This is a genomic window from Komagataeibacter sp. SM21, assembly GCF_041402665.1.
GTDB classification, from domain to species: domain Bacteria; phylum Pseudomonadota; class Alphaproteobacteria; order Acetobacterales; family Acetobacteraceae; genus Komagataeibacter; species Komagataeibacter saccharivorans.
This window is the reverse complement of sequence record NZ_JBGLOV010000022.1, coordinates 1-20,745: the sequence shown is the minus strand read 5'-3', so window position 1 is coordinate 20,745 and position 20,745 is coordinate 1. Positions and strand designations below refer to the sequence as shown.

Here is a 20,745-nt window from a genome sequence, read left to right as displayed (position 1 = left end):
AGATAACGCATGCAGCCGCAAACATGGGGCCAGAGGAAAAGGCCGCTTCCCCTGCAACGGGTTCCGTTACGCATAGTTGCGTTTTTTCAGGGGCAGCATGTCGGTCGACGTCGCCATCTGACTGTTTACGCAGCCAGCCCGCCCCCATGCGTTCAACAAGACGTGGCTGGCGTGCATGCTGCATTTATGACAGCGTTTTTTCTGTCGCCCCATCACAGCCGACAGGATCAGCCCTTCACCGGGACGTTCCCGATTCCGGTTTCCGGCAGGCTCATGACCGAAATACCCTTACCGGAACCCGGCTGGACATGATCGCAGGGCCGTCCTTCTTGCGGGGTGGAAAGACCGGCTCCGGTGTGAAGGCTGACAGACGGGAGAACATCAACCGGGATGCGGCAACCGGCGCAATGCCGGTGTCATGCCACAGTATTGCGACCGACCTGCGCAACCGCGCGCGCCACGCGCCGTTATGGCGCGCAATACCTGACCACCCCGGATTATCAGAAGGACCACGTTCAATGGCTTATGCGACGATCAATCCGTTTACGAATGAACAGATCAGGGTCTACCCCAATTCCACGGATGCCGAAGTTGATACGGCGCTGGATCAGGCCCACGCGGCATTCCTGTCATGGCGCGGGACATCCTTTGCCCAGCGCGCGCAGGTCATGCAGAAGGCCGCCGACATCCTGCGCCGCGATATCGAAAAATATGCCGAAATCCTGACGCGGGAAATGGGAAAGCTCATTTCGGAAGCCAGGGCCGAAACCGAGCTTTCCGCCGCGATTTTTGAATATTACGCCAAAAATGCCGAAAGCCTGCTGCAACCGCAGGACCTGCCGGTCGCCAGCCGCGATGAAGGCCGCGCCAAGATCGTATTCCAGCCGCTGGGCATCCTGCTGGCGGTTGAGCCATGGAATTTCCCCTATTATCAGGTGGCCCGCATTATCGCACCGCAGCTTTCGGCGGGTAATACGGTGGTGCTGAAACATGCCTCCAACGTGCCGCAATCCGCCGCCGCCATGGACCAGTTGATGATCGAGGCCGGACTGCCCAAGGGCGGGTTCCGTAACCTGTACCCCACGCATGATCAGGTGGCCCGCATCGTGGCCGACCACCGCGTGCGCGGCGTGGCGCTGACGGGGTCCGAGGGGGCAGGTGCGAAGATCGCCGCCGCCGCCGGTTCGGCGCTGAAGAAATCCACCATGGAACTGGGCGGGTCCGATGCCTTCATCGTCCTTGAGGATGCGGACCTTGAGAAAACCATCAAATGGGCCGTATTCGGGCGGCACTGGAATGCCGGTCAGGTCTGCGTATCCGCCAAGCGGCTCATCGTTGTCGATCAGGTCTATGACCGGTTCGTGCAGGGATATCGGGACGGCGTTGCGAAACTGAAGATGGGCGATCCCATGGACCCGGCGACAACACTGGCCCCGCTGTCATCGCAGGGCGCGGTGGACAACCTGAAAAAACAGGTGGAAGGCGCCATTGCAGGCGGTGCGAAGGCGGAAGAAATCCCGCTGCCCATGCCCAATACCGGCGCATTCTTCCGCCCCGTGATCCTGTCCGACATCGCGGAAGACAACCCCGCGCGGCGGGAGGAGTTTTTCGGCCCGGTCACATTGCTATTCCGCGCGAAGAATGAAGAAGACGCGATCAACATCGCCAATGATTCACCCTACGGTCTGGGCGGTTCCGTCTTTACGAAAGACGAGGCGCGGGGCGAAGCCGTGGCGGCGAAGATTGAAACCGGCATGGTGTACGTCAACCATCCTACCATGGTGAAGGCCGACCTGCCCTTCGGCGGCGTGCTGCGTTCGGGTTACGGACGCGAACTGATCGGCCTTGGCATCAAGGAATTCGTCAATGCCAAGCTGATTGACGTGGTGGATATCGACGCGCCGTTCTGAGATACCGTGGCACCTCCTTCCATGACCACAGGAAAATAAGTCCGGATTACGGATAGAAAATTCTGCTTCGGAATGACCGAACGCATGGCGTCTGCCGAAAGGCAGACGCTTTTTTTATGGGCTGGCCGCAGCAGGCATATTTCACGATGATTGGGGGATAATGTTCCCCGGCCGCTGGCAATCAGGCCCATTCCCCCACCCCGATCGCATGCCCGTCTTCCGTTACAGGGTAACGGACCCGCAGGCGTGTACCCTCTATCCCACCCTTGTCCATCAGGGGACATATTCACGATCAGGGAGTGTATTTTCATCCCGAAGGTCGAAACTGGGTTCATAGGCCCGCGCCCCCACTTCACCGCCCGGCCTGGCCACGTTTCGATGTCGCCCTGACAAACAACATAAATAGCCGTGGATAGAAGGACGGCATTCCGGCCTATTCCACGCGGGGCCATGAACGTACCAACCCGTTAATATATATAAGTATTATGATCGGTTTTGGCCGATTTCCGCCCCTGATCCGCTTTAAACGAGCCCGTTCGTGCTATGTGACATATCTGCATCGTACCGTGCATATCGATATTTAACATGTAATAACGTTGTTTAAGCAAAGTTCCACGCTTGACACGGTCCTTTGTCGGGAATTAACTCGCCATCAGATGTGGTTTTTATCGGTTTAACTATCTGCTTCGTGTTTTTATGCGCGATCGTAGGCGAGGAATTAAAAAAATGGGCGTGCAACTTGGACGTCGTTATCTTCTTACGTTCAGCACCGTGATTTCAGTCGTGGCCTGCCCGTCCCTGGCCGCGGCAGCCACCTCGCAAGACGATTCCGTACTCGCGCTCCGCCGCGAAATGCTGGAAATGCGCCGCCAGATGTCGGCTGAAATCCAGCAGCTCCGCGCGCGTGTCGTCCGTGACGAAGGGCCGGGCGCCCTGCGCCCTGCAACGCTGGCGAAACGTCAGACACAGGTGGCCCGCGCGGCCGCGCAACCGGCGCCATGGTCGGGACCGCTGCCGGTCATCGGCGATGTCGAAGGGGGAGACCGCCCGCCCAGACCCCGAACTGATGCGGAGACACGCACCGCCCTGTCCGAAGGGCCGATCCCGTCATGGGCTGAATTCAAGGCGGCCACGACGCGCGATGAAAACGTGCATATCGGCGGCATGAGCATCGGCTTCCCGTCGGGACGCCCGACCATCGCATCCGATGACAAGGCCTATGCATTTTCCGTGGGGCTGCTGGCGCAGGAAGATATCGGCGGGTTCATGGGGGCTGGTCCCCGTGGAAGCGAGGGTAAGGGCAATTTCAGCAACCTGACCGAAAACGCCCGCCGCCTGCGCCTGTATTTTGCGTGGCGGTACAAGGACTGGGTCGTAAACCTGACGCCGGATTTCGGTTCAAGTTCGGTCGATGGCTCCGTTTCACTGTTTGAAGCCAACCTGAACTATACCGGCATCAAGCATACGACGCTGACGGTAGGGTATTTCCAGCCCCGATCGGAAGAAGAAAGCGCCGAACGTTCGGGCGCGTTCGAGTTCCTGGAGCGCCCGACCATTGTGGATCTGGTGCGCAACCTTGCCGGTGGTGTCGCGCGCTTCAGCGTCGGTGGTGAACATTACGAGGATCGCTGGCTGGTCGCCGCCTATTTCACGGGCCAGAAATTCGGTGATCGCAACAAGGACACAACAATCGTCGACAGCCAGACCGGCGGTGTCTTCCGTATTGCGGGACGGCCGTATGTCAGCAAGGACGTGGATGTCTATCTCGGCGCGGGTGCCACCAGCGCATTCAAGGTCAACCAGAACAGCAAGGGCCGCACCTATACCTTCAGCGACAATGTGGAAGTCCCGCTGGGGGAGACAAGCCTGCTGACATCGGGGGCGTTAAGCGACGTGGCCCAGATCTGGGCGGCGGGGCCGGAACTGGCGCTACGCTGGCGGCGGTTCCTGCTGAAGGGGCAGTATTACCATGTCGGTGTGCAGCGCGGGCATGAAACCAATGCCGAACAGCTCCCCTCCCTCGGCTTTGATGGGTGGTATGTCGCCGCCAACTATACCCTGCTGGGCAAGGGACGCGCGTTTAACGCCAAGACCGCAGCGTTTACCACGCCGGGCGTGGTGGAGGATTTCGACCCGTTCCGCAACCACTGGGGCGCGCTTGAAATCTCCGGGCGGTGGAGCGTGACCGATCTGGATGGTGTGGCCAGTCAGGGTGGCGCAGGCATCAACGGTGACCAGCAGACCGTGTGGGAAGCCGGGCTGAACTGGTACCCGACCCGGCATGTGAAGTTCATGGTGGATTACGACCACTTCATCGTCAGCCGTTCCAAGGGTGTTTCGGGCGGATACAACGTGCTGGGCCGTGATGGCAACGCACTGGTGGGCCGTGTTCAGGCATCCTTCTGATCCCTTGCGCGGTTACTGCGTGAATACTTGCGAAACCCGGTCACTACCAACAATAACAGGGAGATATTCCAATGGTTACCAAAACGCGCCTGACACGCCGTGGCCTGTTGCAGGCAACCCTTGCGGGCGGGGCGGCACTGGCGCTGCGCCCGACGCGGGCATGGGCTGCGACCGGCCTGCTCAATGTATCCTATGACCCGACACGCGAACTCTATCAGGACATCGACCGCAGCTTCTCGCGCTTCTGGGCGGAAGGGCATGGTGGCGCCCCGGTCCAGATCCGCACGTCGCATGGTGGATCCGGCGCGCAGGCCCGTTCCGTGCTGGAAGGTGCGCCCGCCGATATCGTGACCCTTGGCCTGGCCTACGATATCGATATCCTTGCGCAGAATGGCCTGCTGGCCACCAACTGGCAGACACGCCTGCCCCATAATTCAACACCGTTCACCAGCACCATCGTTTTCCTTGTGCGCAAGGGAAACCCCAAAAACATCCATGACTGGCCCGACCTGATCCGCGATGGCGTGCAGGTCATCACCCCCAACCCCAAGACATCGGGCGGCGCGCGGTGGAACTATCTGGCGGCATGGGGCTGGGCGCTGAACCAGCCCGGCGGTTCGGCGGACAGTGCGCGTGCGTACCTCAAGAAGCTGTTTACGCATGTGCCGGTTCTGGATACCGGGGCGCGCGGCGCGACCAACAGCTTCGTCCAGCGCGGTCTGGGTGACGTGCTGCTGGCATGGGAGGACGAAGCCCTGCTTGCCACGCGCGAAATCGGGCCGGACCAGTTCGATATCGTGGTGCCGCCCGTCACCATCCTTGCCGAACCACCCGTCGCGGTGGTGGACCGCAATGCGCAGGCACATGGCACGACGGAAATCGCACAGGCCTATGTGCAATACCTGTTCAGCGATGCAGGGCAGAAAATCGGCGCGAAACATTATTTCCGCCCCGTCACCCCGGCCATACTGGCTGAAAACCGCGACAGGTTTCCCGCCGTGCATACATTCGACATCGCAAGCCTGGGCGGGTGGACGAAGGTGCAGAAGGAACACTTCGCCGATGGCGGCATCTTTGACAGCATCTATACAAAATGACCGGCGCGCGCGCATTCCCGCTATGGCTTCCGCGTCGGCAGCATGATGCGCTGCCGGGGTTCGGGCCGGGACTTGCCCTGACCCTGTTCTGGCTGGGCACGATGGTTGTCCTGCCCCTTGCTGCCCTGATCGTGCGGCCATGGGGTGAAGGACTGCATAGCGGCATGGAAGCCTTCGGGCATGCCGCGCATGACGGGCGCATGCTGTCCGCGCTGGGCACAAGTTTCGGCTCGGCCCTGATGGGGGCGCTGGCCGATCTGGTGCCCGGCCTGCTGATCGCATGGGCGCTGGTGCGCAGCGACATTCCGGGGCGGGGGCTGATCGATATGGTGATCGAACTGCCCTTCGCCCTGCCGACCGCCGTGGTCGGCATCACGCTGGCGACGCTGTATGGCCCGAACGGGTGGATCGGCGGCCCGCTGGCGCATCTGGGGGTGCATGTCGCCTTTACGCAGTCGGGCATCGTTCTGGCCCTTATGTTCGTGGGCCTGCCCTTTGTTGTCCGCACGGTTGCCCCGGTCCTGCGCAACCTGCCACGCGATGTGGAGGAAGCAGCCGAAATACTGGGGGCCAGCCGCGTGCAGATCGTGACACGCGTGGTCCTGCCCGCGCTCTATCCCGCACTGGTCACGGCCTTCGGCATGGCGTTCGCACGCGGGATCGGGGAATACGGGTCGGTCATCTTCATCGCGGGGAACCAGCCGTTCCATACCGAAATCGCCCCATTGCTGATTGTCATCCGCCTTCAGGAATATGACACGCAGGGCGCCACGCTGATCGGGCTTGTACTGGTGGCGATATCGCTTGTTTCACTGGCCGCGATCCGCCTGCTGCAGCGCCACCTGTCCCATGGCGCGGGCTGAAAAGGAAAATCCGATGGCGCGCTTCATATTCGCATCCGCCGTGTACCTGCTGATCGGGCTGATCGTGATCCTGCCGGTGGTACTGGTGTTCGTGATGGCGTTTTCCCACGGTCTGGCCACCGCGCTGGCGACATTTGCCGATCCTGATGCGCTGTCGGCCATACGGCTTACGGTCATCATGACGGTGCTGACGGTCGCCATCAACACCGTGTTTGGCGTCATGGCGGCGTGGACCCTGTCACGCTTCCGCTTTCCCGGCCGGGGGGCGCTGATCGTGCTGATTGAACTGCCGCTCAGTGTATCACCCGTCGTGGGGGGGCTTGTCTGGCTGCTGGTGTTCGGCACGCAGGGGTGGTGGGGGGCGGCGCTGGAACGCTGGGGCTATCCCGTCATGTTCGCCCCACCCGGTATCCTGCTGGCTACGGTATTCGTCACCTTCCCGTATGTTACGCGCACCCTCATGCCCGTGATGATCCATAACGGACGCGAGGGCGAGGACGCGGCCGTGCTGCTGGGGGCGGGATTATGGCAGATCCTGTGGCATGTCACCCTGCCCGGCGCGCGCCTTGCGCTGCTGTCGGGCGTGCTGCTGACAACAGCGCGGGCAATGGGCGAATTCGGCGCGGTTTCAGTGGTGTCGGGCCATATTCCCGGCCTGACGGAAACCATCCCGCTGCATATCGAAACCCTGTATAACGGTTACCAGACGGTGGCCGCCTTCACCATGGCGGGACTGCTGGCGATCATGGCCATGCTGGTCGTCACCGCCCGCACCCTGATCGAACGCCGCGCAGGCGCAAGGGGACTCATCGCATGAGCGTACATCTCGATCACATCATCCGTGTCAGCCCGCAGAACGGGCGGCCAATCGTCAACGACGTTTCCCTTACGGTGGAAGATGGCAGCTTTACCGCGCTGGTCGGGCCATCGGGGGCGGGCAAGACATCGCTGCTGCGCGTGATTGCGGGGCTGGACGGCCATCAGGGCGGCACGGTTTCCATTGATGGCGCGCGCGTGGACAACATGAACGCACGCGACCGCAATATCGGCTTTGTCTTTCAGCATTATGCCCTGTTCGCGCATATGACCGTGGCGGCCAATATCGGTTTCGGGCTGAGCATACGCCCGCGCCGCAGCAGGCCCGGCAGGGCTGAAATCGAACGCCGGGTTGCGGAACTGCTGGAGCTTATGCAGCTATCGGGCATGGGATCGCGCTATCCGCATGAACTGTCCGGCGGGCAGCGCCAGCGGGTGGCGCTTGCCCGCGCGCTGGCAACCGAACCGCGTGTCCTGCTGCTCGATGAGCCTTTTGGCGCGCTGGACCCGGTTGTGCGCAGGCAGATACGCGGCTGGCTGCGCGACCTGCATGAACGGCTGGGGCTTACGACCATCCTTGTCACGCATGACCGGCAGGAAGCCACCGAACTGGCGGACACCATCGCCCTGATGCGCCACGGCCGCGTGGTGCAGACCGGCACCGCCCAGCAGCTTGAAGACACGCCCGCCGATCCGTTCGTGATGGAGTTCACCGGCGATGTCATCCGCATACCGGGCCGGATCGACAGGGGACTGTTCGTAGCCGACATGCCCGATATCCGTGCATTCGCCGCCAATGCGGCGGATGGGCGCGGCGAAGTCCTGATCCGCCCCGCGGATATCCGCCTGCTGCCCGATGCGGGCAGCGCCATGGCATGGCTGCGCCAGACGCGCGGCATGATCGGGACATATGATTTCACCACCGGCACGCAGACGCTGCGTTTTGAAACCGTGATACCCGCCGGCGCGGCGCCGATCATCGTCAACTGCGCGCTGGATATATCGGCAGGCCGCATCGCGCAGGGTGACGGGTGGATCGAACGGCAGGAAACCGGCGTGGCGCAGCCCGCAACGCCCCAGTCCACCGGACCGTAAGAATGGCCATCGCGCGGACTGAAAACACCCATTCCATAATGAAAGGAGACCCGGATGAACCGGACAGCCACAACCAGTAGCGCATCACGCCGCAAGACCCGCACGGGCACGCATGACCTTTTCCTTGCACGGTGGTCGCCGCGCGCGTTCGAGCCGGTGGAAATCGAACGCGATACGCTCCTTTCCTTTCTGGAAGCGGGGCGCTGGGCGCCATCCGCCTATAATTTCCAGCCCTGGCGTTTCATCCATGCCCGCCGCGATACGCCGCAATGGGAAACGTTCGGGCAGTGGCTGCTGCCATTCAACCGGGCATGGGCGCAGAATGCGTCTGCCCTTGTCTATGTCGTCTCCCGCACGACCATCGTGCCACCGGGCAAGACGGAAGCCGTGCCGTCCCCCTCCCATGCTTTCGATGCGGGTGCGGCGGCCCTGCTGATCCAGCTACAGGCCGCGCATGAAGGATGGGCCAGCCATGTCATGGGCGGGATCAACCGCGACGCCGCGCATGCGGGACTGGGACTACCTGATGATTATACCGTGGAAGCCGCCATCGCCATCGGGCGGCGCGCGCACCCTGATGGACTGCCCGCCCATCTGGCGGACCGGGAATTCCCATCGGACCGGCTGCCACTTGATGAAATAGCATTTGAAGGACGGTTCCCGGCTGCTTCGGAACCCGTTTGACGGGCACGGGATCACATGCAGCCAAGCCGCAGCGGTAAAGATACCCGCTGCGGCGTAATGGTCACTATTCCACCGGAATACGTCAGTTGGCCTTGCTGCCGGTAGGCCCGTCAGGTTTCAGTCATGCGCAAGACGGGCGGCAATACGGTTGCCTATTGTCTGCACCCCGATGACAAGGACAATCAGGACAGCGACGACCAGAAGCATCACCTGCGTATTGAACCGCTGGTATCCGTACCGGATGGCAAGATCGCCCAGCCCCCCTGCCCCCACGGCTCCCGCCATGGCCGACGCGCCAACCAGCGTGATGAGTGTGACCGTCAGTCCGGCGACAAGACCGGGCATGGCTTCAGGCAGCAGCACGTAACGCACGACCATCCAGCGCGTGCCCCCCATGATCTGCACGGCATCGACCAGGTTGCGGTCCACTTCCCGCAGGGACACTTCCGCAATCCGGCCGAAATACGGAATGGCGGCGATCGACAGGGGAATGATCGCGGCTTCCGTGCCCAGCGCCGTCCCGGCGATCAGGCGCGTAAGCGGGATCAGCAGCACCAGCAGGATGATGAAGGGAATGGCGCGCAGCATGTCCATCGCCACCCCCAGCACGCGGGCCACCAGTGGCAGCGGATACAGCCCGCCCCGCCGCGTGATGACAAGCAGAAGCGCAAGCGGCAGGCCGCCCACAACGGCTGCAAGCCCGGACGCCGCCACCATTTCCAGTGTCTGCAACGTGGCGCGGGCAATCAGTTCAATAATCAGCCGGGACATAGCCGGTAACCTCCATCGACCGTCCTGACTGTGACAGGAAATCCAGAACCCCCTGTGTCCCGTTGGAAAGGGACAGGATCAGGTCCGCAAACGGCGCGCCGCCCACTTCCACCATGCTGCCCTGCAACAGGGCAATATCCGTGCCGAAACGCTGGCTGGCGGCGGACAGGAACGGCTCCCACGCCGCATCCCCTTCCACCCGCAGCCTTATGATGGTGCGCGCGTCAGGGATTTTTTCACCGGTAAGCCGCGCTTCGATGGCTGGGGGCAGTTGTGGGCGACTATCGGACAGCAGCGCATGGGTGACGGCGTGGGTGGTGCCCCATATCTGCCGGGTGGGGCCATTTTCGATAATGCGCCCGTGATCCAGCACGATCACCTGCGTTGCGATGCGCCGTATCACGTCCATCTCATGTGTAATCAGCACAATGGTCAGGCCCAGCCTTGCATTGATTTCCCGCAGGAGTTGCAGGATCGATGCCGTGGTTTCGGGGTCCAGCGCGGATGTCGCCTCGTCACACAGCAGCAGGGCGGGATCGTTGGCCAGTGCGCGAGCTATGCCCACGCGCTGTTTCTGCCCGCCCGACAGTTGCGACGGCCATTTATCGCCCTGCCCCGCAAGGCCCACGAGATGGAGAAGTTCCTCCACCCGTTCGTGCCGCACATCCTTTTTCACCCCGGCAATTTCCAGTGGCAGGGCGATATTCCCCGCCACCGTGCGGGCATTGAGCAGGTTGAAATGCTGGAACACATAACCGATGCGCCGCCGCGCCTGCACCAGTTGCGCCTGCGTCAGTTCGGTCAGGTTTTCACCCTGCAGCACGATATGGCCCTCATCAGGCCGGTCCAGCGCGCCAAGACAGCGCAGGAGGGAGGACTTCCCCGCCCCCGAACGCCCGATTACACCAAGGATTTCCCCCTTCGGGACCGAAAAGCTGACATCATCCAGCGCCAGATGCGAACCGAACCGGCGGGTAATCCCGACTACCTGCAACAGATCTACGACCATGCCGGTACCACGGCCCCATGGTAGATGGACAGGATCGCCTGACGGACATCGGGCTGATGCACCGCGTTTACCAGCGTCGCCACCCATGGCGCGTGGGCATCACTTTCATTGACGGCGATGAAATTGACATACGGATTGTTATCAAGGGATTCCTCCCCGATCCGCTGCTTTTCAATATCAATCCCCGCCTTGAACGCCCAGTTTGTGTTGACGATGGCCGCATCGAGATCGGCAAGGGTGCGGCCCACGATCCCGGCATCGAGTTCACGGAAGTTCAGGTCATGCGGGTTTTCCGTCACATCCAGCGCCGTGGGCAGCAGCCCCGCATCGGGTGACAGGCTGACAAGACCCAGATGCTGCAACAGATGCAGGGCGCGGCCTTCGTTGCTGGGATCGTTGGGCAGGCCGATCACCGCCCCCTTCGGCAGGTCGGGCACGGCATGCCAGCGCGACGAATACAGCCCAATGGGGGAGAAATAGGTATTGCCAGCCGCCACGATCCGGTATCCGCGCGCTTCTATCTGGGCCTGAAGGAAGGGACCATGCTGGAACGCATTGGCGTCTATGTCATGTTCGGACAGGGCTTCGTTGGGCGTGTTGTAGTCGGAAAAAGTCACGATCTCCAGCGTCAGGCCGTCTTTTGCAGCGTTTGCGGCGACCTTGCGCCAGATGTCCTCATCCTCTCCCGCCATGATCCCTATGCGCAGGCGTCGGGCATCGGCCGCACGGGCCCGCGGGATGGCACAGGCCAGCGCACCGCCCCCCAGAACATGGAGCAGTGTCCGACGATTCATACTTAACACGCGCATCTTCTTCTTTCCGTTGACTGATCCGTAGGGTGATACCCGAACCGCTCAGGCGGGCAAACCTGTTGGCCGCATGCAGGACCATACCGTCATGATGCGCGGTGACCATCCATGGGGGCATGTCCGGCCGGAATGGCGCGGACCAGATCGGCCAGCCACGCCAGCCCCTGTGGCCAGATACCCAGCGGCGCGTCATTGCCGATATGGCCGCGCTGTCCCGCATCCAGCAGGGGCACATGCCATTTTGTGGCAAGATACCGCGCCCGCGCGGGTGACAGCCATTCATCATCGCCACTGGCGACGATGCGGGCGGGAAAGGGCAGTGGCTGTTCCGGCAGGGGCAGGAAACCCTGCATCCCTTCCACCGCCATCGCGCGGGGGGATTCAATATCGGCAGGGGCAACCAGAAACGCCCCGGCAACCTTCGTGCGCCCGGCCTGCGCCGCCGCCCAGCGGGCCACCAGAATGGAACCAAGGCTATGGGCGATCAGGATCACCGGTCGCGTGCAGGTGGAAAGCGTATGCTCCAGTCCCCGGACCCAGCTTTCATAACCGGGATGGTCCCAGTCATCCTGCGCCACGCGCCGCGCGTCCAGCAGGTCCTGCCACCGCGACTGCCAGTGCCGCGCCGCCGAATTATGCAGCCCCGGCACGATCACCACATCATACGGGGCCAGCAGGGTACGAAGCTGCCCGATCAGCCGCCCCGTGTCGGGCCCCCCATGCGCCACCGCTGTCGCATCCCACCTGGCATCTGACGGTGGCGGATGTGCGATGAAAGGCCCGTCATGACGGAAAGAAGAAAGTTCCATGGCGCGATCCCTGCCCTAAGCCGCCGCCATGCGGGCGTCATTGCCCATGGCGGACACCGTACTGGTGCGGAATACATCAAGCAGCCCGATGATCTCCCCCAGATCCTGTCCGGTCGAAGGCGGATAGGAAACGCGGGATCGGACTGTCCTGTCCGGCGCGATGAAGAACACGGCATGTTCTTCCACCGGCGCATCCCATTCATCGCCGGTGTCGCCCGCATACAGCGCACGGATGGCCTGCGTTTCATCGGGCAGGCAGACGGTGGCCCCGGTATGGAACTGTCCGGCGGCGATAGGGTGGACATGTTCGGAAATGGGCGTGGATGAAAGAAACAGCAGCTTCACCGCCCCGTCAGGCAGACCCGCCAGGGGTGTAACTGTGGGACGGAAATCTTCCGGGTGGGTGACCAGCACGCCCCACGCAGGGCCAAGCCAGTCATGAAAACCGATGCGACCCGCCGTGGTTGTGGCTTCGAAATCCGGCGCTCTCTGACCTGAAAATAACGGCATTCCCTTATTCCCCATATGGCTGGCGTCAGCCGGACCGATGGCGGAAGGGACGGCTTCGCGTTCCTTCCGCCTGCCCGATGATAAAACCACACAGAACGTGCGTAGTCAACCAAAGCACTATTAATAATTGTTGATAAAATGGTATATTACGTTTTCAATCGTTAATTATACGGCTTCCTACCCCGGACCAGCAGGGGTCGCGCACCAACCGTTTGACAGACAGCGCCCGGCAATGGAGTATCCGCGCGGGAATAATGCACAAGGACCATGGTCTGACCTGATGGCGCGCGCGATCCATCCTGTGGCACGGTCGGCAACGGCACGCTGGCTTGTCATCGCCATCGCGCTGATTGGCCTGATAGGGCAGATGCTGGTCCAGAACCAGGCCCTGCCCGGTGAAGCGCCACGCCTTACCATCCAGCGGCTGACCGGTATCGACATTGCGCCCGACGCACCAGTGGCCGCATGCGACACGACGCGACGGACCATGTCCCACACCATGGCCCATATGCGCCACGGGGTGCATGATGCGGGCTGCCGCGCAACCCATCATCATCATGACGGCATCTGCCCGCTCTGTCCGCTGCTGCATGTGGCGGCCATTCTGCAGGCCGTCACCCCGTTCGTGCCAATTGCATCCATACGGTGGGTGCAGCCGCTACGGCATTGCGTGCAACCCCGCGCGCCGCCCGGTCGTGCCTGCCGTATCCTGCCGCCATTGCGCGGCCCGCCCATGCCTGCCTGAACCTTCGCGCCGCGCCCGACCGGGGAAACCCCGGCCGGACTGCGTGGCTTGCAGGCCAGCGGGCATGACCCGGTTCCCTACGGATTTTCACGCAGTCAGATGGTGCATTCGCACCGGTCCGACAGGGTGCGTGTCAAAACCGGCGGAACCGCGCAATCAGATCCTGCTGGCTTTTCCCGGTCAGTTCAGGACAGAAATCATGTCAGGTCACACGGCATCCCCGCGTCATACGCGTGGGGCGGGCGGGCGTTCGATAACGCTGGCCCTTCTGATGCTTTCCCCACACGCCATTGCGGCATACGCTACACCTGTCGCGCCTTCACCCGATCCGCAGCCCGCCATACGGACCGGAGCGGACCACCCACAGCACCCTGCCGGAACGCCCGCCGTCATGGCGGGCAAGGCGGAAACCGTCGTGGTCATAGGACACAAAGGCGCGCCGGACATAAGGCGCTTCGCCCTGCCCCAGACCACGGCCGGCATCGACCGGCAGAAGATCGCGGCCACCATAAACATTGTCGATACCGAGGATGCGCTGCGCTACATGCCCAGCCTGTTCCTGCGCAAACGCAGCAATGGCGACACGCAGGCCACGTTGGAAACACGCACATGGGGCGTCAATTCCAGCGCCCGCAGTCTGGTCTATGTGGACGATGCGCCGATTTCAGCGCTGATTTCCAACAACAATACGAACGGCGCACCGCGCTGGGGCATGGTGGCCCCCGAACAGATCGAACGGGTCGATATGCTCTATGGCCCCTTTGCCGCGCAATATCCGGGCAATTCCATGGGCGGCGTGGTGCTGATCACCACGCGCATGCCGGACCATTTTACCGCAACGCTGAAGCAGACCGGCAGCGTGCAGACCTATGGCGCCTATAAAACCCACGGGAATTACGGTTCATCCAACAGCGCAGTCACTCTGGGTGACAGGCTTGGCCGCCTGTCATGGCTGTTCAGCGCAAACCGGGAAGAAAGCCTGAGCGAACCGCTATTCTATGTCACCGCGTCCTCCATGCCCACGGGCACAACTGGCGGCATCGCATCACAAAGCAAGACCGGCTCGACCGCCGATGTGATGGGCGCAGGCGGCCTGCAACACAGCACGATGGATAACCTGACCCTGCGGCTGAACTATGATTTCACGGACTGGCTGCACCTGAACTACATGGTGGGGTTGTGGAATAACCAGACCCGCGCACGTGCCCAAACCTATCTGACCACGCAGGCCGGCACACCCACATTCGGGGGCGTGTCAGGTTTCGCCAATGATACCTACACCTATAATGAAGAACACCTTATGAACACGATCGCGCTGAAAACCAGCACGAAAGGCCATTGGGACGGCGAAGCCATCTTTACGGATTACGACTACCTGCAGGACATGCAGCGCAATCCGGCGGGCGTGACGGGCAATACAGGGTTCACGCCCGGTGGCTATATCACGCGCATGGACGGTTCGGGCTGGACCACGGCGGATATCAAGGGCATCTGGCGGCCAACAGGCGCAGGTGGTGCGCATGAACTCAGCTTTGGCGCGCATCGTGATCAGTACGACCTGCGAAACCCGACCTACAATACCGATAACTGGCGCTCCTCCCCCGCCACGGGCAATGGTACGCTTTACGCCAGCGGTCGGGGGCGGACGACGACCTATGCGCTATGGGCGCAGGAAGCATGGAAATTCGCGCCACGGCTGAGCCTGACCATTGGCGGCAGGCTTGAGTTCTGGCGTGCATCCGACGGGTTCAACCTGGCCGGTAAGGTCGCCACCCGCCAGCCACCGGAACACGCGACCAATTTTTCGCCCAAGGCCACGCTGGCATGGCAGATCAACCACAGATGGGATGCCAAAATTTCATTCGGGGAGGCATGGCGCTACCCCACGGTTGCGGAACTGTACCAGATCGTCGCCACCGGTGGCACCTACGCCGTGCCGAACGCCAATCTAAAGCCCGAGCAGGTCTTTTCGGGCGAGGTCATGGTCGAACGCCACACCCGCAATGGCAGCCTGCGCCTGTCGCTGTTTCAGGAAAATACGCGCAACGCCCTTATTTCGCAAAGCACCCTGATCAACAGCATCTACACAACCACGGTCCAGAATGTGACCGCCATACGCAACCGCGGCGTGGAATTCGTGGCCGAACGGCATAATGTGCTGTTTCCGGGGTTCGATCTGTCGAACAGCGTTACCTATGTGGACTCCCGCATCCTGTCCGATCCCGGTTTTGACAGTGCGACCGGCACAGTTGCGACAGGAAAGCATGTGCCCTACGTGCCGGACTGGCGCGATACGTTTCAGGCCACATGGCATGCGACGCCACGCCTCGATCTGTCGGCGGCACTGCGCTATCAGGGCAGGATGTATTCCACGCTGGATAACACCGACCGGGTCGGGCATGTTTTTGGCGCTTTTGACAAATTTCTGGTGGTGGATGTCCATGCCCACTGGCGGGTGCATGGTCCGCTTACGCTGGATGCGGGCATAGATAACATCAATAACGCCCGTTATTACGAATATCATCCCTTTCCCATGCGCAGCTATGTGGCCGATCTGAAGGCCAGTTTCTGAACCGGAAAAGCCAGCATTATATCGGACAGGATACGGGGCGATCCGCCCCGTTATTCAGGTGGTTACGCCAGGCGCGGGGTCAGGGCAGGCGACGCGGCCCCTGCCGTCCACTGATAGGGCGGGTGACATAAAACTTTAACATTTTTCCGCTATGCCAGACCCCACGATACTACATAGTATGCGCAGTAACTTTTACCTATCCACCTGAATTACATGACGCACGCATGTTTTATGGAATAATAATACCCCGCAAGGCCAAAGGTGATATTTGAAATCCTTCAGTATTAAATTTTCCATAGGTCTTGTGCAGATTTGTGTCGCAGCCGCCTGCATTACGGCGGGTATCTGTTCAATCCGGGGCCTTACCAGCGTCAACAGCCACATAGACCAGATCAACCATAAATCACTGGCCAGTATCCGTGCCATTGGCACGATAGGCGAGCAGCTCCGGGCATTCCGTTCCACCGAAAGCGACCAGCTTGCCGCCACCAGCCCCGAAGCCGTTGCCGGGCTTGAAGCCATGATCGGGCCGATCGCACAGGGCGAAACGGATGCGATCGAAGCCTATGCGCCGCTGGTCAGCTCCCGTCAGGAAGAAACGCTTTTCCATAACCTGCGCATACAATGGCAGAATTACCGCGCAAGCCATGCTGAAACCTTCGCACACCCGAACCCGACCACCGACAGCAGCACTACGGCAACCACCAATGCACGGCTTCTGGATGAACAGCAGGCCATGTCCGCCACGCTGTCATCCCTGACAACCATCAATACGGTACGTGCCGGGTCATACGCGCGCGAAGCGGAAAAAACCTACGGCCTTACGCTGCAACGCGTTTACGGGGCGTATCTGGTGCTGTTTCTGGTGCTGGCGGCGTCCGTACTGGTCGTTTATTATAACATCCTGCGCCCGCTGAAGAAAATCAATGCCGCCATCAAGCAGCTTGCGGCGGGTGACACCACGCTTGCCTTCCCCTATGGCGGCAGGGGAGACGAGATCGGCGATATCTCGCGCTCGCTGGAAGTCTTCCGCAGTGCCACGATCCGCGCTGAAACCCTGCAGAAAGAGGCCGAACACCAACGCGAACAGGCCGAAGTCAACCGCCGCGCCATTCACGAAAAGGCGGAAGCGGATGCCCGCGCCCGTCTGAAACAGGCGACGGGCGGCATGGCCGATGCGCTCAAACGCATGGTGGGCGGCGATCTTTCCTTCCAGATCGAAACCCCGTTTTCTCCGGAATTCGAGCCGCTTCGCCGCGATTTCAATGAAGCACTGGCCCAACTGGCCAATACCTTTTCCGCCATGTCCAGTTCCGTCCACACGGTGGATGACGGCATACAGGAAATGGCGTCAGGGGCCGAACACCTCGCCCGGCGAACGGCGCAGGAAGCGGCGTCGCTGGAACAGACGGCAGCAGCCGTGGCGGGCATTGCCAAAAGTGTCGCCCAGTCGGCGCAGCGTTCGGACACCGCACGCCAGATCGGTATCAAGGCACGCGAAACCGCATCGGATTCCGCACGGATCACCGATGAGACCGCCAGCGCCATGCAGCGTATCGAGGAAGGGTCTGAACGGATCGTCTCCATCCTGGAAATGATCGACAACATCGCATTTCACACCACCATACTGGCCCTGAACGCCAGTGTGGAGGCCGCACGCGCGGGCGAAGTCGGGCGGGGTTTTGCGGTGGTGGCAAGTGAAGTCCGCTCCCTTGCCGAAAAAAGCACGGAAGCCGCCCGCGACATCCGCGCGCTGGTCCTCAGCACCGCATCCGACATTCAGGAAGGTTCCAGCCGCGTCCGCGACAGTAGCGAAGCCCTGCGTGTCATCGTGAAATTCATTGCCGACATGGGCGGGAACCTCGATGCGATCGCCCTTGCATCGCGCGAGCAGTCCGTAAGTCTGGATGAGATCAATACCGCCATCGCATCGCTGGACGGGGCAACGCAGCAGAATGCCGCCGTGGCCGAACAGTTCAGCGCCACATCCCGAAGCATCGTGGATGAAAGCCATAAACTGAACGCGCTGGTCGGGCAGTTCGTGCTGCCTGATCCCGACCGGTCGGAGCCCGATGACATGCTGATGGCGCATGCCATGGAAGATGAAACGCCCGCTGCACAATGGATGGCGGATCTGAAGGCCGGCGCATGGTCATCGCGTGCGGGGAGTGAGCAGCGGTTCTGATGACATGGGACATCTTCGCGTTGCAATGGGATTGCCTGAACAGGCGGAACCCGCAACCAGCCGGCAGGCAGGGCACGGTGGGCGACATAAACGCCGCGCCCCTGTCCCATATCGACCAGCACGCTTCATGCCCAACGGGTTCCATCGTCCCCGCCCCTTTATAGCCTGAACAGTAACAAGGATAGGTTGCGCCATGACCGTCAGCCCTGACACCACACGATCAGCATGGGAAAGAAACCGCCTGCGGGAGGAGGTTCTTGACGATATTGACGAAGAAATCGAACTGGAACTCGACGATGCGCGTCTGGGTTCGGAAAAGGATTCCGATACGCTCGATTTCCGCAAAACCTACTTCCGTGACCTGCTTGCCCTGCAGGGTGAACTGGTCAAGCTGCAGGACTGGATCAAGGATACCGGCCACCGTCTGGTCGTGATCTGTGAAGGCAGGGACGCGGCGGGCAAGGGCGGTGTCATCAAGCGCATAACCCAACGCCTGAACCCCCGCATCTGTCGCGTCGCCGCCCTGCCCGCCCCCAATGACCGGGAACGGACCCAGTGGTATTTCCAGCGTTATGTCAGCCATCTTCCCGCCGCCGGTGAAATCGTGCTTTTCGACCGGAGCTGGTATAATCGTGCGGGCGTTGAACGGGTCATGAATTTCTGCACGGATGAGGAGTATGAGGAGTTCTTCCGTGCCGTCCCCGAATTTGAACGCATGCTGGTGCGCAGCGGCATCCAGATCATAAAATACTGGTTCTCCATTTCCGATGATGAACAGGAACTGCGTTTCTGTGCCCGTATGGAAGACCCACTGCAGCAGTGGAAGCTCAGCCCCATGGATCTGGAAAGCAGGCGTCGGTGGGAGTCCTATACCCTCGCCAAGGAAATCATGCTGGAACGATCCAATATCGACGAAGCCCCCTGGTGGATCGTGCCTGCCGATAACAAGAAGAAAGCCCGCCTCAACTGCATAAGCCACCTTCTGTCTCAGGTTCCCTATCAGGAAATCGAGAAGCCTGAAGTGCGGTTGCCCGAACGGGTATTCAGCCCGGATTACATCCGTCAGCCGGTGCCGGACAGCATGATCGTTCCCGAAAAATATTGAAATAACCGGCCAATTTCAGAAACCATAAGGAAGTTTTTGGTGAAGCTTTTTGAAAAAAGGCGACACCAAAGAACTTTGTCCGTTTTGACGCTTTGGCTGTCAATTACGAGCAATGAGGGCTGCTCATCCCTACCGGCTGCTTTTCTCACCATGCCATAAAGGTCATAGTGGATGTGTCGCCATCGCCCCCGCTTTTTGCAGGTCGGCAAAATAACCGTACACCGTTCGCCAAGGTGGGAAGTCCGTGGGCAACCCACGCCATTTGCAACCATGTGTCACCACATACATGATGGCGTCGACTACCCGGCGCATGTTTGCTTCCCTCAGACGGCCACCTTGCTTTGCCCTTGGGATGTGGCTCCTGATTAACCTCCACTGTTCGTCAGTGAGGTCCGTGCCGTAGTTCATTGGTATGAACACATACCCGGAAGTAGTTGCGATATATTAACAATAATTGTCGAAGCTCAAGTTTCATTTTTATAATGTCGTTATAAATCAGTCTGTTAGCTTTTGTATAGTATGACGATTTATCATGTGCTATTGTGTATGCGCGCTTGGTCGCGCACGAAAAAACGAAGTGCCTCCCCTTGTCGGGTGGCCTGCGAATACAACACCCGGCTTCGGCCAATTGTGGTGGATGGCGACGGCTGTTCATTGCGATGGGAATAAGCAGGGCAGCGTTTACTTCGTTTATCGTTGCGACCAACCACCTGACGCCAGGAGGCGTCAGCGTTTTTTAACGTCCTTGGTCGGACACCAAAAACGAGGTTACAATAGATGCTTCAAAAAGTGGCGGAATCACCGCCATTCGTTGTGCCTATTCAGGAACATAACGTAAACATAAAACCCTTTGGAACTTATCCTCCAACCAGAACACAGCAACAGATACGCAAGGTATTTTTCAATACCCCGTTTGGATATATGCGTTTCCGACGCCCCTTCGTCGAAAGGTTCAAGCAGGAATGTAAAGGCCCTGTAGATTCATATCTGTTTGGGTTGAAGGTTCGGTTTTATCCGCAGGACAATCAGACTGATGCCAAGTCAGCAGTCTGCGGAAACTGCTACAACGCCAAGGAATGGAGGTGGCTGGACAAGTGCCTGCCTACTGGTGGCACCTTCCTTGATATAGGAGCGAACATGGGGTTCTTTTCGCTGTTTGCTGCTACCAAAAGGGCCAGGATCATCGCCATTGAACCACAGCCTACGCTCTTTGATCGGCTTTTCACCAACATGGCTTGTCTTATGCATTCCGTGTCGCTGCGTGCGACAAAGGACTGATTTTCCCGGGGTAGCCACCCCGGGAAAATCAGGAAGGGGACGGGTCGGTAACAGGCAGACCATAATGGGTCGACTTGAGAG

The 20,745-nt window shown here is 60.6% G+C and carries 18 protein-coding genes; 12 read left to right on the top strand and 6 right to left on the bottom strand.

Features of this window, described 5'->3' with window-relative positions:
* Positions 1-518 precede the first annotated feature (518 nt).
* The 7 genes from ACBR42_RS15000 to ACBR42_RS14970 all read left to right on the top strand — a co-directional run bounded on the left by ACBR42_RS15000 (position 519) and on the right by ACBR42_RS14970 (position 8,871).
* Complete coding sequence (locus ACBR42_RS15000; protein ID WP_371208545.1) at positions 519-1,910, top strand: NAD-dependent succinate-semialdehyde dehydrogenase; 1,392 nt, start codon at positions 519-521, stop codon at positions 1,908-1,910.
* 726 nt (positions 1,911-2,636) lie between these two features.
* Entirely contained in the window at positions 2,637-4,316 is a 1,680-nt protein-coding gene (locus ACBR42_RS14995; protein WP_118963812.1) for an OprO/OprP family phosphate-selective porin, read from the top strand.
* 71 nt (positions 4,317-4,387) lie between these two features.
* Complete coding sequence (locus ACBR42_RS14990; protein ID WP_110547342.1) at positions 4,388-5,413, top strand: sulfate ABC transporter substrate-binding protein; 1,026 nt, start codon at positions 4,388-4,390, stop codon at positions 5,411-5,413.
* Entirely contained in the window at positions 5,410-6,276 is an 867-nt protein-coding gene (gene cysT, locus ACBR42_RS14985; RefSeq protein WP_118963814.1) for a sulfate ABC transporter permease subunit CysT, read from the top strand. The genes ACBR42_RS14990 and cysT overlap by 4 nt, the downstream gene beginning before the upstream one ends.
* Positions 6,277-6,289: 13 nt before the next feature.
* Positions 6,290-7,093 carry a sulfate ABC transporter permease gene (locus ACBR42_RS14980; protein ID WP_110547344.1) on the top strand — a complete coding sequence of 268 codons (804 nt, stop codon included), beginning with the start codon at positions 6,290-6,292 and terminating at the stop codon, positions 7,091-7,093.
* Positions 7,090-8,187, top strand: a complete 1,098-nt coding sequence (locus tag ACBR42_RS14975; protein ID WP_371208538.1) for a sulfate/molybdate ABC transporter ATP-binding protein — start codon at positions 7,090-7,092, stop codon at positions 8,185-8,187. Before ACBR42_RS14980 ends, ACBR42_RS14975 begins: the two co-directional genes overlap by 4 nt.
* Before the next feature lie 54 nt (positions 8,188-8,241).
* Entirely contained in the window at positions 8,242-8,871 is a 630-nt protein-coding gene (locus ACBR42_RS14970) for a nitroreductase family protein (RefSeq protein ID WP_110547346.1), read from the top strand.
* A 117-nt stretch (positions 8,872-8,988) separates the two neighbouring features.
* Here ACBR42_RS14970 and ACBR42_RS14965 read toward each other — a convergent pair whose 3' ends face one another.
* The 5 genes from ACBR42_RS14965 to ACBR42_RS14945 form a co-directional block, all read right to left on the bottom strand.
* Positions 8,989-9,642 (bottom strand): methionine ABC transporter permease, encoded by a 654-nt coding sequence (locus tag ACBR42_RS14965; protein ID WP_118963815.1) that lies wholly within the window; start codon positions 9,640-9,642, stop codon positions 8,989-8,991.
* Complete coding sequence (locus tag ACBR42_RS14960; RefSeq protein WP_371208537.1) at positions 9,623-10,651, bottom strand: methionine ABC transporter ATP-binding protein; 1,029 nt, start codon at positions 10,649-10,651, stop codon at positions 9,623-9,625. Before ACBR42_RS14960 ends, ACBR42_RS14965 begins: the two co-directional genes overlap by 20 nt.
* A complete protein-coding gene (locus tag ACBR42_RS14955) occupies positions 10,642-11,445 on the bottom strand; it encodes a MetQ/NlpA family ABC transporter substrate-binding protein (RefSeq protein WP_371208536.1) in 804 nt (267 codons plus the stop codon). Before ACBR42_RS14955 ends, ACBR42_RS14960 begins: the two co-directional genes overlap by 10 nt.
* Positions 11,446-11,546: 101 nt before the next feature.
* A complete protein-coding gene (locus tag ACBR42_RS14950; RefSeq protein WP_371208535.1) occupies positions 11,547-12,269 on the bottom strand; it encodes an RBBP9/YdeN family alpha/beta hydrolase in 723 nt (240 codons plus the stop codon).
* 15 nt (positions 12,270-12,284) lie between these two features.
* Positions 12,285-12,779 (bottom strand): hypothetical protein, encoded by a 495-nt coding sequence (locus tag ACBR42_RS14945; protein ID WP_371208534.1) that lies wholly within the window; start codon positions 12,777-12,779, stop codon positions 12,285-12,287.
* A gap of 280 nt (positions 12,780-13,059) precedes the next feature.
* Here ACBR42_RS14945 and ACBR42_RS14940 point away from each other — a divergent pair, with 280 nt between their 5' ends.
* From ACBR42_RS14940 to ppk2, 4 genes are all read left to right on the top strand, one after another.
* Positions 13,060-13,524, top strand: a complete 465-nt coding sequence (locus tag ACBR42_RS14940) for a hypothetical protein (protein ID WP_371208533.1) — start codon at positions 13,060-13,062, stop codon at positions 13,522-13,524.
* 199 nt (positions 13,525-13,723) lie between these two features.
* Entirely contained in the window at positions 13,724-16,096 is a 2,373-nt protein-coding gene (locus ACBR42_RS14935) for a TonB-dependent receptor (protein ID WP_371208532.1), read from the top strand.
* A gap of 304 nt (positions 16,097-16,400) precedes the next feature.
* Positions 16,401-18,281: a methyl-accepting chemotaxis protein gene (locus ACBR42_RS14930; RefSeq protein ID WP_371208531.1), complete on the top strand. Its 1,881-nt coding sequence runs from the start codon at positions 16,401-16,403 to the stop codon at positions 18,279-18,281.
* A 193-nt stretch (positions 18,282-18,474) separates the two neighbouring features.
* Positions 18,475-19,386: a polyphosphate kinase 2 gene (gene ppk2, locus ACBR42_RS14925; RefSeq protein WP_371208530.1), complete on the top strand. Its 912-nt coding sequence runs from the start codon at positions 18,475-18,477 to the stop codon at positions 19,384-19,386.
* Between the two features lie 162 nt (positions 19,387-19,548).
* Here the strand turns inward: ppk2 and ACBR42_RS14920 are convergent, their stop codons facing one another.
* Positions 19,549-19,794 carry a transposase gene (locus tag ACBR42_RS14920; protein ID WP_371208529.1) on the bottom strand — a complete coding sequence of 82 codons (246 nt, stop codon included), beginning with the start codon at positions 19,792-19,794 and terminating at the stop codon, positions 19,549-19,551.
* A gap of 369 nt (positions 19,795-20,163) precedes the next feature.
* Between ACBR42_RS14920 and ACBR42_RS14915 the strand changes: the two genes are divergently transcribed.
* On the top strand, positions 20,164-20,664 hold the full coding sequence (locus ACBR42_RS14915; RefSeq protein WP_371208528.1) for a hypothetical protein: 501 nt from the start codon (positions 20,164-20,166) through the stop codon (positions 20,662-20,664).
* Positions 20,665-20,745 lie beyond the last annotated feature (81 nt).